12 protein-coding genes and 1 other annotated feature are annotated in these 13,257 nt (G+C 56.7%); of the genes, 3 read left to right on the forward strand and 9 right to left on the reverse strand.

Features of this window, described 5'->3' with window-relative positions:
- Nucleotides 1–102 precede the first annotated feature (102 nt).
- The 7 genes from adk to ACOTX4_RS05830 form a co-directional block, all read right to left on the reverse strand.
- Complete coding sequence (gene adk, locus ACOTX4_RS05800; protein WP_045330202.1) at nucleotides 103–747, reverse strand: adenylate kinase; 645 nt, start codon at nucleotides 745–747, stop codon at nucleotides 103–105.
- 217 nt (nucleotides 748–964) lie between these two features.
- Complete coding sequence (htpG, locus tag ACOTX4_RS05805) at nucleotides 965–2,839, reverse strand: molecular chaperone HtpG (protein WP_045330204.1); 1,875 nt, start codon at nucleotides 2,837–2,839, stop codon at nucleotides 965–967.
- A 110-nt stretch (nucleotides 2,840–2,949) separates the two neighbouring features.
- Entirely contained in the window at nucleotides 2,950–3,555 is a 606-nt protein-coding gene (recR, locus tag ACOTX4_RS05810; RefSeq protein ID WP_006809843.1) for a recombination mediator RecR, read from the reverse strand.
- Nucleotides 3,555–3,887: a YbaB/EbfC family nucleoid-associated protein gene (locus ACOTX4_RS05815; RefSeq protein ID WP_003858972.1), complete on the reverse strand. Its 333-nt coding sequence runs from the start codon at nucleotides 3,885–3,887 to the stop codon at nucleotides 3,555–3,557. Before ACOTX4_RS05815 ends, recR begins: the two co-directional genes overlap by 1 nt.
- A 53-nt stretch (nucleotides 3,888–3,940) precedes the next feature.
- Nucleotides 3,941–5,869, reverse strand: coding sequence for a DNA polymerase III subunit gamma/tau (dnaX, locus tag ACOTX4_RS05820; protein WP_045330208.1), 1,929 nt, complete (start codon nucleotides 5,867–5,869; stop codon nucleotides 3,941–3,943).
- Nucleotides 4,547–4,611: a sequence feature (DnaX frameshifting element), on the reverse strand. Its footprint overlaps the gene before it by 65 nt.
- Before the next feature lie 88 nt (nucleotides 5,870–5,957).
- Nucleotides 5,958–6,509, reverse strand: coding sequence for an adenine phosphoribosyltransferase (apt, locus tag ACOTX4_RS05825; protein WP_000127359.1), 552 nt, complete (start codon nucleotides 6,507–6,509; stop codon nucleotides 5,958–5,960).
- A gap of 151 nt (nucleotides 6,510–6,660) precedes the next feature.
- Nucleotides 6,661–7,038 carry a DUF454 family protein gene (locus tag ACOTX4_RS05830; protein ID WP_045330219.1) on the reverse strand — a complete coding sequence of 126 codons (378 nt, stop codon included), beginning with the start codon at nucleotides 7,036–7,038 and terminating at the stop codon, nucleotides 6,661–6,663.
- Between the two features lie 50 nt (nucleotides 7,039–7,088).
- Between ACOTX4_RS05830 and priC the strand changes: the two genes are divergently transcribed.
- A complete protein-coding gene (priC, locus tag ACOTX4_RS05835) occupies nucleotides 7,089–7,616 on the forward strand; it encodes a primosomal replication protein N'' (protein ID WP_022650502.1) in 528 nt (175 codons plus the stop codon).
- Nucleotides 7,617–7,628: 12 nt separating this feature from the next.
- Nucleotides 7,629–7,805 carry a pleiotropic regulatory protein RsmS gene (gene rsmS / locus ACOTX4_RS05840; protein ID WP_063938057.1) on the forward strand — a complete coding sequence of 59 codons (177 nt, stop codon included), beginning with the start codon at nucleotides 7,629–7,631 and terminating at the stop codon, nucleotides 7,803–7,805.
- Nucleotide 7,806: 1 nt separating this feature from the next.
- On the opposite strand, the gene mscK is transcribed toward rsmS, so the two are convergent.
- Nucleotides 7,807–11,154, reverse strand: a complete 3,348-nt coding sequence (gene mscK, locus ACOTX4_RS05845; RefSeq protein WP_023315539.1) for a mechanosensitive channel MscK — start codon at nucleotides 11,152–11,154, stop codon at nucleotides 7,807–7,809.
- Nucleotides 11,155–11,267: 113 nt separating this feature from the next.
- Complete coding sequence (acrR, locus tag ACOTX4_RS05850) at nucleotides 11,268–11,921, reverse strand: multidrug efflux transporter transcriptional repressor AcrR (RefSeq protein ID WP_032608669.1); 654 nt, start codon at nucleotides 11,919–11,921, stop codon at nucleotides 11,268–11,270.
- A gap of 141 nt (nucleotides 11,922–12,062) precedes the next feature.
- Between acrR and acrA the strand changes: the two genes are divergently transcribed.
- On the forward strand, nucleotides 12,063–13,256 hold the full coding sequence (gene acrA / locus ACOTX4_RS05855; protein WP_063938055.1) for a multidrug efflux RND transporter periplasmic adaptor subunit AcrA: 1,194 nt from the start codon (nucleotides 12,063–12,065) through the stop codon (nucleotides 13,254–13,256).
- The last annotated feature ends 1 nt before the right edge of the window (nucleotide 13,257 follow it).

Consider the following 13,257-nt stretch of genomic DNA (forward strand, 5'->3'; position numbering starts at 1 on the left):
AGGCTGTCAATTGTAGCGGAAATGCGTTTAAACGAAACCCATTGCTGCAATAGGTAAGATGAGAATTTTTCTCACCCGGGGCTCCGGGTGAGAGAGGTGCGCTTAGCCGAGAATTTTTTCCAGCTCTGCACGTACGTCAGCCACGGCTTTGGTGCCGTCCACTTTCGCGTATTTGGTGTTACCCGCCTGCGCTTCTTTGGTGTAGTAGCCGATCAGCGGTGCGGTCATCTGATGGTATTCCACCAGGCGTTTACGCACGGTTCCTTCCTGATCGTCTTTACGGGTGGTCAGCTCTTCGCCGGTCACGTCGTCTTTGCCTTCAACCTTAGGTGGGTTGAATTTAATGTGGTAAACGCGGCCAGAAGCAGCGTGTACGCGACGGCCAACGATACGGTCAACGATCAGCTCGTCCGGTACGTCGAACTCCAGCACGTAATCCACGTTGATGCCCGCTTCTTTCATGGCGTCAGCCTGAGGAATGGTGCGCGGGAAGCCGTCCAGCAGGAAACCATTGCGGCAGTCTTCCTGAGCAATGCGCTCTTTTACCAGCGCGATAACCAGTTCGTCGGTCACCAGCTTGCCTGCGTCCATGATGTCTTTAGCTTGTTTGCCCAGCTCGGAGCCAGATTTAACAGCGGCACGCAGCATGTCACCAGTAGAGATTTGCGGAATACCGTATTTCTCCATGATGAACTGAGCCTGAGTTCCCTTACCCGCGCCCGGAGCGCCAAGCAGAATAATACGCATTGCGAAAATCCCCTCAAATGTCGATTCAATTTTTCAAAAGCGCTAAACAATACCACCAGAACGGGTATCGCTCAAGGAAGGCGGGGAGGCTGAAACGGTTAATGAGGGGAGATAATTTGGCTTCGTGCGGTCTGGTGCCCTCACCCTAACCCTCTCCCACAGGGAGAGGGAACTCTTTCACCCTCTCCCTGTGGGAGAGGGCCGGGGTGAGGAAAGATTACGCCAGCAGCAGCGCATTCACACGTTTAATGAACAGGTTAGGATCTTCCAGCGTACCGCGCTCGGCCAGCAGGGACTGATCCAGCAGCAGTTCAACCCACTCCGCAAAGCGGGCGTCGTCCTGGGTATCCGCCGCGCGTTTCACCAGCGGATGATCCGGATTAAGCTCAAAGATATATTTCACTTCCGGCACGGCCTGGCCCGCCGCAGCGAACAGCTTCGCCATCTGGGTGCTCATTTCGTCCGCATCGGTGGTGACAATGGCAGGCGTATCGGTCAGACGGTGCGTGAAGCGCACCTCTTTCACGCGGTCACCCAGCAGGGTTTTCACGCGCTCAATGAACGGCTCCAGCGCCTTCTCGGCTTCTTTCGCGCTTTCGTCCACTTCATCCGCCAGCTTATCGATAGACTCGTCGGCTTTGGCAACGGACTGGAAGGATTTACCGTCGAACTCGGTCAGGTAGTTCATCATCCACTCGTCGATGCGGTCAGACAGCAGCAGCACTTCGATGCCTTTCTTACGCAGCAGCTCCAGGTGCGGGCTGCTGTTCGCTGCCGCATAGCTGTCGGCGGTGATGTAGTAGATCTTCTCCTGCCCTTCTTTCATGCGGGAGACGTACTCTTCCAGCGACACGGTCTGGGCGGAGGAGTCGTTGTGCGTAGAGGCGAAGCGCAGCAGTTTAGCGATAGCTTCCACATTCGCGGTGTCTTCCGCCGGACCTTCTTTCAGCACCAGGCCAAACTGTTTCCAGAAGGTCTGGTATTTTTCCGCATCGTCCTTCGCCAGTTTTTCCAGCATCTGCAACGCACGTTTGGTCAGGGCGTTACGCAGGTTACGGGTGACGGTGCTGTCCTGAAGGATTTCACGCGAGACGTTCAGCGGCAGGTCGTTGGAATCAATCAGGCCGCGCACAAAGCGCAGATAGTTCGGCATGAACTGCTCGGCGTCGTCCATGATGAACACGCGCTGCACGTACAGCTTCAGGCCATGCTTGTGATCGCGGTTCCACATGTCCCACGGCGCCTGTGCCGGGATGTACAGCAGGCTGGTGTACTCCTGCTTACCTTCCACACGGTTGTGGCTCCAGGTCAGCGGGTCGGTAAAGTCGTGGGCGATGTGCTTGTAGAATTCGTTGTACTCGTCGTCTTTAATTTCAGATTTGTTACGCGTCCACAGCGCCTGCGCCTTGTTGATTTTCTCCCAGGAAACCACGGTTTCGCCGTCTTTCTCTTCCTGTTTTTCAATCTCAACCGGCAGCGCGATGTGGTCGGAATACTTGCTGATGATGGAGCGTACGCGCCAGTCGTTCAGGAAATCGTCTTCGCCTTCACGCAGGTGCAGGGTGATTTCGGTGCCGCGATCCGCTTTGGTGATGTCATCAACGGTGTACTCGCCTTCCCCTTTGGATTCCCACAGCACGCCGTTCTCGGCGCTGTCGCCCGCGGCGCGGGTGCGCACGGTGACTTTGTCCGCCACGATGAACGCCGAGTAGAAGCCTACGCCGAACTGACCAATCAGCTGGCTGTCTTTCGCCTGGTCAGAGCCCATGGACTCAAGGAACGCTTTGGTGCCGGATTTGGCGATGGTCCCGAGGTGGTCGATCACCTCGTCGCGGTTCATCCCGATGCCGTTATCGGCAATCGTCAGGGTGCGGTTCTCTTTATTGAACGAGACGCGCACGCGCAGTTCGCCGTCGCCTTCATACAGATCCGGGTTAGACAGCGCGCGGAAGCGCAGCTTGTCCGCCGCATCGGAGGCGTTGGAAATCAGCTCACGCAGGAAAATTTCTTTGTTGGAATACAGGGAATGGATCATCAGGTGCAGAAGCTGTTTTACTTCTGACTGGAAACCACGGGTTTCTTGTCCTTTCATCTAAGTCGACCTCAACAATGCCATTTAATGGGGTTGTAAAACGTTGAGTGAGAGATGGGGATAAGGGGGGAAATTTTCAAGCGGAGGCCGCGCGCGCAGCCTCCGTTTGGTCAGAAAATAATCTTGTGACGTCCGGCCAGCGAGTGCGACAGCGTGGTGCCGTCGACCATCTCCAGCTCACCGCCGACCGGCACGCCGTGGGCGATGCGGCTGGCGTCAACGCCGTACTGCGCGCACAGTTCGGCGATGTAGTTGGCGGTTGCCTCCCCTTCCACCGTGGGGTTGGTGGCGAGGATCACCTCTTTGATGGTTTCCGACTCCAGGCGCTGCTCCAGACGATCGAGACCGATATCGTCCGGGCCGATGCCGTCCAGCGGGGAGAGATGCCCCATCAGCACAAAATAGCGGCCGGAAAACTGCCCGGTTTGTTCGATGGCGTAGATGTCCGCCGGACTCTCCACCACGCAAATCTGACCGTTTTCCTGACGACGCGGGTTCGTGCAGATGTTGCATACGTCCTGCTCGGTAAAGGTACGGCAATCCGCACAGTGACCAATTTCTGACATGGCGCGGGTCAGAGCCTGCGCCAGGCGCATCCCGCCGCTGCGGTCGCGCTGCAATAGCGTAAACGCCATACGCTGCGCCGACTTCGGGCCAACGCCCGGCAGGCAGCGCAGTGCTTCCATTAACTGCGTGAGCAGCGGACTGGTTTGCATCAGAATGGCATCTTAAAGCCCGGCGGCAGTTGCATACCGCTGGAAACAGAGGCCATTTTCTCTTTCTGGGTTTCGTCGATACGGCGAGCGGCATCGTTAAACGCGGCTGCAACCAGATCTTCCAGCATCTCTTTGTCGTCTTCGAGCAGGCTCGGGTCGATTTCCACGCGACGGCAGTTATGCGCACCGTTGATGGTCACCTTGACCAGACCGGCACCGGATTCACCCGTGACTTCCAGTTGAGCGATCTCTTCCTGCATCTTCTGCATTTTTTCCTGCATCTGCTGAGCCTGCTTCATCAGGCCACCCAGACCGCCTTTTCCACCAAACATAGGCTTCTCTCTTCTTTCACGTTAAGGATTACAACCGTAAGTCAGACTCACGATCAAATGGGGCGAATACTCTCTTCATCCAGATCGGCGTCGAAGAACCGGCGCAGGGTCTGGATGTTGTTATCCGCGATAATCGACTCGCGCGCCTGCGCGAGCTTCTCTTCATAAATCGCCTGTCGCCACTCGAGCGGCGTTTTCACCGCCGGATTATCATCTTCAATGATAGTCAATTCAACCGGCACACCCTGTAATGCGGTAAGCGCCTCGGCCAGCGCCTTTTGCGCGCCAGGGGAGTTGAGGTGCCGCTGCCCAGGGCGCAGGTGCAGACGCACCTGATTACCGTCCTGCTCTTTCCAGGCGTTCAGCGCGACCTGCTCAACCAGCTTCGGCAGCTGGAGTTTGCTGACCTCGGCGGCCCAGGCGTCGCGCTCGATGGACTCTTCCGCAAGCTTCGCGGACAGCTCCGGCGTTTTTTCATGCTCCAGCGCCTTTTTCAGCGCTTTTGGCGTGGCGACCACTTCCTTGACCGTTTCAACAACGGTAGTCGCCTTCCAGCGGTATGCCTCTTCTTTCGCCGGGGCTTTTTGCTCGAGCGCGGACGGTGCCGGACGCGACTGCACGCGCTCCGTTACCGAGGCCAGTCGTTCAAGCGCGGCGTTGTTCACCGGCCGCGCTCTTGCAGGCGCTGCCGGTTCACTCTTTTTTGGTTTGGTTGCTCCCTGCGCACGTTGCAACTGGCTTCGTGCGGCAAGCACCGAACTGGTGGCATCCGACAGCGGCACGTTTTGCGGCGGCGGCGATGCCGGTTGCGGTGGCACCTGCTGCGGTGACATTACCGCGGTCGGCGCAACCGGCGCAAAGGACTGCCGGGGCGTTTCCGGCTCCGGCAGTGGCTTGCGCGGATGGAAGGCCAGTGCGCGCAGCAGCGTCATTTCAACGCCCATCCGGCGATCCGGTGCAAACGGCAGCTCTTTGCGGCCGATCAGCAGCGTCTGATAATAAAGCTGAACGTCAGCCGGCGGCACGGTGCGCGCAAGTTCACGCATCCGCTGTTCAATGGTCGCCATGTCCGCGCCAATGGCCGACGGGGACAGTTGCAGCATCGCCACGCGGTGTAGCAGGCTGAGCATCTCGACCAGCAGCGCTTCCCACTCAATGCCACGGGCGGCGGCGTCGTTGACGAGGGTCATTACCCGCTCACCGTTGGCGGCAATCATCGCTTCAATAAGCGACAGCGCCTGATCGTCATCCAGCGTGCCGAGCATGGTGCTGACCGCGTCGGTGGAGAGTTTACCGTCACCGCTGGCAATCGCCTGGTCGGTCAGGCTCAGCGCATCGCGCAGGCTGCCGTCCGCGGCACGGGCCAGCAGTTGCAGCGCGCGCGGTTCATGGACAATGTTCTCTTCATCGAGGATATGCTCAAGCTGAGCGCGGATCTGCTCAACGTCGAGCGCCTTCAGATGGAATTGCAGGCAGCGTGAGAGGATCGTGACCGGCAGCTTTTGCGGATCGGTGGTCGCCAGCAGGAATTTGACATGCGCAGGCGGCTCTTCCAGCGTTTTCAGCAGGGCGTTGAAGCTGTGGCGCGACAGCATGTGCACTTCATCGATCAGATAGACCTTGAAGCGGCCGCGCGCCGGGGCGTACTGCACGTTGTCGAGCAGATCGCGGGTGTCTTCCACTTTGGTGCGCGAGGCGGCGTCGATCTCAATCAGATCGACAAAACGCCCCTGCTCGATCTCACGACAGTTGTCGCACACGCCGCACGGGGTGGCGGTGATCCCGGTTTCGCAGTTCAGACCTTTTGCCAGCAGACGGGCAATAGAGGTTTTACCGACGCCGCGGGTGCCGGAAAAAAGATAGGCGTGATGGATGCGACCTAGCGACAAGCCGTTCGCCAGGGCCGTCAGCACATGTTCCTGACCGACAACGTCAGCAAAGGTTTGTGGTCGCCATTTACGGGCTAACACCTGATAACTCATGGGCAGGCTCTGCAACGCTGGAAGGTGAATTAATGGAGGGGAATGCTATCACAACCTCACCCATTGAGCGAGGTTGTGAGATATGGGATTAATGTCCCGGGAATGGCACCAGGCTGTAGCTGGTAATACCCTGTTTTTCCAGACGCTGCTCGCCGCCGAGATCGAACAGGTTGATGATGAATGCCGCGTCGGTCACTTCCCCGCCCAGACGACGGATCAGCTTCACGGTCGCTTCGATGGTGCCGCCGGTTGCCAGCAGATCGTCCACCACCAGCACTTTGTCGCCTGGCTTGATAGCATCAACGTGAATTTCCAGCTGATCGGTGCCGTATTCCAGCTCATAGCTCTCAGCAATGGTTTCACGCGGCAGTTTGCGCGGCTTACGCACCGGCACAAAACCCACGCCCATCGCCAGCGCAACCGGTGCGCCAAACAGGAAGCCACGGGCTTCAGTACCTACTACTTTGGTGATCCCGGCGTTTTTATAACGCTCAACCAGCAGTTCAATGCTGAGGGCGTACGCTTTCGGGTCTTCCAGCAAGCTGGTGACATCGCGGAAAAGAATGCCAGGTTTTGGATAGTCCTGGATACTTTTGATGCTATTTTTCAGATATTCAAGCTGCTGTGCAGTTGCGGTCATCGGTTTGTGCCTAAATGAAACAGTGTTACTCACGGCGCGCGACGAGTCGGTCAAAGTAACAGTTGTTTAACCTTTGACCAGGCGCACCTGTGCTCGAAAACGGTCGAATTTACTGGCTGTGCGCCATAATTGCAACCGCCATGATGAGGCTTCAGTGCTTTTGTTGCTTTTCATCAACCACGGGGATCCGCCACATAAAGAGCAGCAGGCAAACCAGGATCGCCAGCAGCAGAATGCGCACCCACATCATTTTCACCAGCCATAACGAGACGGCGAAGGTGATCAGGATGAAGGCAATGGCGCGCGGCTTGGCCCCGGGCGGCATAGCCCGGTGTTTTTGCCAGTGCCGCAGGTAGCCGCCGAACCACGAGCGGTACAGAAGCCAGTGGTGAAAACGCGGCGACGAGCGGGCGAAGCACCAGGCGGCCAACAGGATAAACGGGGTGGTCGGCAGCAAGGGCAAAACCACACCCAGCGTACCCAGCACTACCGCGAGCCAGCCAATGATGATTAAAATAGTACGCTGCATAATGCGAATCGTTATCAAACTGAACGGCTACTTTACCACTGGAGAGCGCCTTGAAAACAGCACTGCTTCTTGAGAGGCTGCAAAATCAGCTGATCGCGCTGCGGGCGCAGGCCACACCGCTGATGGGCCACGCCACGCTGAAACCGCGCTTTGACCGGCAGCTCTTCCGCACCCGCAGCACCGTCATTCAGGATTACCTTGCTGAAGCGCAGACCAACCTCGACGAGCTTCGCCACGCGGTTGAGAGTGAACAGCAGGAACAGGTCGCGTGGCTTGCGGAGCATCTTACCGAGCAGATCACCGCCCTGCACCGGGAAATCGCCGCCTGGCCGCTACGGGCGTGGGACAGCGCCTCGCCGGGACTGGGAAAATGGCAGCGCAAGCGGCTGGAGAACCAGGAGTTTGAGCGCCGTCTGTTTGAGATGAAGCGTGAGCGCGAAGCCCGCCTGAACACCAGCGAAACGCTGGAAGAGCAGCAGTTATTAATGCGTGAAATCAGCGCGCTGGAAGGCCGCATCGTTCGCTGCCGTCAGGCGCTGGATGAGATTGAACGCGTCATTGAACGCCTGACCCGTTAACAGGAGCCGCGGATGTCACTGGAAAATGCCCCCGATGAGGTCAAACTGGCCGTCGATTTAATTATGCTGCTGGAGAATCATGCGATCCCGGCTGAGACGGTGCTGAAAGCGCTGGAGATTGTGCGGCGGGATTTTGAGGGGAAACTCCCCCCTAACCCTGCCCTCTCCCCAGTGGGGAGAGGGAAATAATTCAGGCGGGAGTAGGGTCGTCCCCCTTAATCTCGCGCTTCACTTCCGTATGCTCGTCACCTTTCTCGTTACGCAGGTGCACTTCAAGCTGGTTGAAGGCGATATTAATGTTGTTTTCACGACACAGACGGTCAATGGTGCGGTTCAGCTCATCGACGGTGTAGCTGCGATCGCGCAGTTCACGTACGTACAGGCGCAGCTCATGATCCAGCGTGCTTGGCCCGAAGGTGGTGAAGAACACGTCAGGCGCAGGATCGTGCATCACTTTAGGATGTGATTTCGCGGCTTCCAGCAGGACCTCTTTCACTTTATCCAGATCTGAACCGTAGGCCACCCCGAGTCGGATCACCACGCGGGTGGTGGTATCCGAGAGCGACCAGTTGATCAGGCGCTCGGTCACAAAGGCTTTGTTCGGGATGATCACCTCTTTACGATCGAAGTCGGTAATGGTGGTCGCACGGATGCGGATCTTGCTGACGGTCCCGGAGAAGGTGCCGATGGTGACGGTATCGCCGATACGCACCGGACGTTCGAACAGGATAATCAGGCCAGAGACAAAGTTACCGAAGATCTCCTGCAAGCCGAAGCCGAGACCCACCGACAACGCTGCCGCCAGCCACTGGAGTTTATCCCACGAGACGCCCAGCGAACCGAATACCGTCATCGCCCCGACAATAATAATGACGTAGTTCAGGATGGTAGTAATGGCGTACGACGCCCCCTGACGCAGGTTCAGTCTTGAGAGAACCAGCACTTCCAGCAGACCCGGCAGGTTGCGGATCAACGCCCAGGCAACCACTGACGACACCAGCGCAAAGAGCAGGCTGCCCATGGTGACGCTTTTCATTACCGCAGCGCCCGCTTCGGTACCGTTGTATTGCCAGAGCGTGATACTGTCGAGGTAGGCGAAGACGGTAATTAAATCAGACCAGATGGCCCAGAACATCACCGCAAACAGGGCGATCATCACCAGCATGGTAATACGCATCGTTTGCTGGTTGACCTGCTCCAGGGCGATAGTCGGCTCTTCCTGCGGCTCTGCCCCTTCAGCCCCCTCTTTCACCTGATGCTGCCGACGGGCAACAGCACGACGATACGCAATGCGGCGCGCCGCTACGCTCAAACCACGCAGCACGGTCTGGAACAGCAGGTTCCACACAATCACCAGATAAACCGTTTCGATCCAGCGGCCTGACAGACGCAGCGTGGTATAGAAGTAACCCGTCGCCGTCAGCACCATCAGCGCCAGCGGAATGATCGCCAGCACCGTTACGGTAACCAGACGAAGATTATGGGACTCTTTATCCCGCCAGCTGTCGCGGCACATCGGCCACATAAGGACGGCAATCAGCAGCAGGTTCAGCATAATCACCAGTTGCCCCAGTACGTCATCCATCAGATGCAGCGGCGAAAGCTCGGCCACAACTGACCAGAAGTGCAGCGGCAGCAGCGCGAGGCTGATGCGTACAATCTGGCGACGCCAGTGGCTGGTGAGTTTTTCCGGCATGTTGAAGTGGCGGACGGCGACGCCATCTTTTTCCAGCACTTTCCAGCACAGGCCAAACACCAGCCAGAACAGCGCCAGCTTCTTGCTGAACGCCCACAGCAGATCGCTGATATTCAACTGCATGGTCAGCAGGATCAGGCCCACGGCGAGTATCAACAGGCAGACCGGCAGAGCACGGATCAGATCGATCAGGATCGCTTTCGGGGTGTGCAGCTGGCTGTCGTTACGCAGTTGCCCCACTTCCGAGGCCAGCTTCGCCTGGTACTGTTTCAGCCATTTCAAACGCCAGCGTATTACGCCAGCGATGAGCAACAAAGGCAGTCCCGCCAGGAAGGCAATCATTACCGCAGGCCAGGCTTTCTCCCAGTTCACGGTAATTTTCATGCTTTTTATCTGGGATTTCAGCGTTTCCGGGAAAGATTTAAACCAGTCCCAGTCCATGGGTTTATTGCTGTTCACCCAGAAAATCTGCTGGGTCAGGATCTCCTGGAGGCTTTTAGAAACGCTCACCAGCTGCTGCTGGTTGATTTGCAGGTTAATCGCCATCATCAACTGGTTGCCCAGCTGCTTGTTGAGCTGATCGAGCAGTTCGCGGCGCATGTCCACCACCTGCAACAGCGCGTCGTGAACTTCAGCGTTCACTTCACCTGAATGGCCCTCTTCCACTTTGGCAACGAAGGTATCGCTCTGGAATAGCGCATCGCGCTGCTGGTTGACGTCAAACTGTTCAAGACGCAAATCCGCAATGCGATTGGTCATGTCTTCCAGCTCGTCGGCGGACGGCAGCGTCTGCTGTTGCTGGTAGAGAATGCGCGACAGCAGCAGGCTGCCCTTCAGGACGGCAATCTGCTCCTTGACGTTACGCTCGGCCTGCAACGCGCGATCCAGCCAGTTTTTGACCTTGATATTCTGCTGTACCAGCGCGCTGCCGTTTTCAGTCGCCTGGATCAGACGTTCGCTCAGCTGGTGGTTAATCTCCAGCTCCTGCTTCACCAGCGGGTTGGCCTGAATACGCGCCGTCTCGTCTGGCGAGACCGCTTCCTGGGCCGTTTTTTCAGTCAGGGTCAGGCGCTTGCTGTTTACCGCTTCCTGCAACAGCTGAAGTTGATGCTCAAGCCGGTTGATATTCGCGGTCACGTAGTCACGCTGTTTTTGCAGCGCATCCTGTAGCACCGTGTTGCCTTCCAGGCTCTTACGCTGCTGTTCAATCTCCGCGTTTAGCAGCGTCTGCTGGATATTCAGCAGCGTTTGCTGGGTGGGGCGAAGCGCCCCTTCCCCAACGGTGACGCCATTCAGACGGTTACGTATCTGCTGTAGCTGTTGCGATGCGGAGTACATGGCGTTCTGCACGCGCTCAGGCTGGGTTTGCAGCGAAACCAGCTGGCTGTTATAGGTTGAGAGATCGGACTGCGCCGTTTGCAGATCGTCCAGCAGCTGCGCCACGCGCGACTCAAGCTGGCGCAACGACAGCGTGGCAAGCGTTTTTCGGGTTTCATCGTCGTTGTCGACGTCGCTGAGCGCATTCAGCGCCTCCGTAGCCTTACGCATGTTTTCCGGCGCCTGAGCGACCTTCTGCCTCAGCTGGGCCGTTTCGGCTTTGATGCGCTCTATCTTGTCCAGCGTTTCCAGGGTTTCCGTCAGGTCCTGCTGAACAAGTTTTTCCAGGGCGGACAGATCTTTCTGCTTATTCAGGGTGTCGAGTTGCGCCTGAACATCAGCACGCGTGGGAATGTCACTGCCGTTGTCTGCACGGGCCCAGGAAAGCGGCGCGGCTGCAAAGTAAAACAGCAGGATCAAAAACAGGGCCAGAACAAGATGTTGCGAGCGATTGATGTGCAGCATAGTTGTGAATGTGATGTGAGAAATGACCGGAAATAGTCGGGCATGAAGGATATCACGCCCGGCTGAAGCAGAATAGTACGACGGAAAGGGTCTACGATTTTTCCCGTACCCGATCAGGTAGAACGGGGGTGATGCTTACTTTGAAGGGTCGGACAGAGCTGGCACATCTCAAGAAAAATGTCGACATAGCTGCGCGCCTCTGATCTGAGATCGAACGACTCCGGAGCAAAAAGCCAGTTTTCCATCAGGCCGGAAATATAGCTGCGCATCAGGATCGCCGCCCGGCGGGTGAGTAAGGTAGCAGGAAGCATTTTGGCCTGCATGCACTCCGTGAGGACCTGTTCGATGCGATCGTAGCTTTCCAGACACAGGTCGCGTTGCGCCTGCTGAACCACCGCCATTTCGCCAACGAACTCACATTTATGGAAGATGATTTCCATCATCAGACGGCGGCGCTCTTCAACAACTGTCGCTTCAAGGATATATACTAGAATTTCTCTTAACACAGAGAGTGGATCGTGAGGGAATTTTGCCCGATACTCACTCTCAAGATCGCTAATGCTGGACTCTGAAAGCTCCCAGATTTCACCAAACAGATCGGACTTGTCTTTGAAATGCCAGTAAATCGCTCCCCGCGTGACGCCCGCGGCCTGAGCAATCTGTGCCAGCGAGGTTGCCGAAACACCCTGCTGTGAGAACAAACGCATTGCCACATCCAGAATGTGTTGTCGGGTTTCCAGCGCTTGTTGTTTGGTTTTTCGTGCCATACGTTGATGAATTTACAGGAGTCAGATTTACATACATTTATGAATGTATGTACCATAGCATGACGATAATATAAACGCAGCAATGGGTTTTTAGACTCAGGACCCTTGATCAATTTGAAATCGGACACTCGAGGTTTACATATGAACAAAAACAGAGGGTTAACGCCTCTGGCGGTCGTTCTGATGCTCTCAGGCAGCTTAGCGCTTACAGGATGTGACGACAAAGAGGCTCAACAAGGAGCTCAGCAGGTGCCAGAAGTTGGCGTCGTGACGCTCAAATCCGAACCTCTCCAGATGACAACAGAACTACCGGGCCGCACCAGCGCCTATCGCATTGCGGAAGTGCGTCCGCAGGTAAGCGGTATCATCCTGAAACGTAACTTCACCGAAGGCGGTGATGTCAAGGCAGGTGAGTCTCTGTATCAGATTGATCCAGCAACCTACCAGGCGTCTTATGAGAGCGCTAAAGGCGATCTGGCGAAAGCAGAAGCGGCAGCCAAAATTTCGCAGCTGACGTTGAATCGTTACAAGAAGCTGCTCGGCACGCAGTACATCAGCCAACAGGATTATGATTCAGCCCTGGCCGATGCGCAGCAAGCCAACGCGGCCGTTGTGGCGGCGAAAGCGGCGGTAGAAACCGCGCGTATTAACCTGGCCTACACCAAAGTGACCTCCCCTATCAGCGGTCGCATTGGTAAATCTGCCGTCACCGAAGGTGCACTGGTGCAAAACGGTCAGACCAACGCACTGGCCACCGTGCAGCAGCTTGACCCGATCTATGTTGACGTTACCCAGTCCAGCAACGATTTCCTGCGTCTCAAACAGGAGCTGGCAAGCGGTCAACTGAAACAGGAAAACGGTAAAGCCAAGGTTGAACTGGTTACCAACGACGGTATCGAGTTCTCGCAGATCGGTACACTGGAATTTTCTGATGTGACCGTCGATCAGACCACCGGCTCAATCACCATCCGGGCCATTTTCCCGAATCCGGATAAAACCCTGCTGCCGGGTATGTTCGTACGCGCCCGTCTTGAGGAAGGGACTAACCCAAGCGCCATTCTGGTTCCTCAGCAGGGTGTGACCCGTACGCCACGCGGCGATGCGAGCGCGCTGGTTGTGGGTGCCGATAACAAAGTCGAAATGCGCAATATCACTGCAACGCAGGCGATTGGCGATAAGTGGCTGGTGACGGAAGGTCTGAAAGATGGCGATCGCGTGATTATTACTGGTTTGCAAAAAGTTCGTCCTGGCGCGCAGGTCAAAGCGCAGGAAGTGAAATCTGACGACAAACAACAAGCGTCGGCCGCTGGCCAGTCAGAACAAACCAAGTCTTAAC

Source organism: Enterobacter cloacae complex sp. IR5459, assembly GCF_049238005.1.
GTDB classification, from domain to species: domain Bacteria; phylum Pseudomonadota; class Gammaproteobacteria; order Enterobacterales; family Enterobacteriaceae; genus Enterobacter; species Enterobacter hormaechei_C.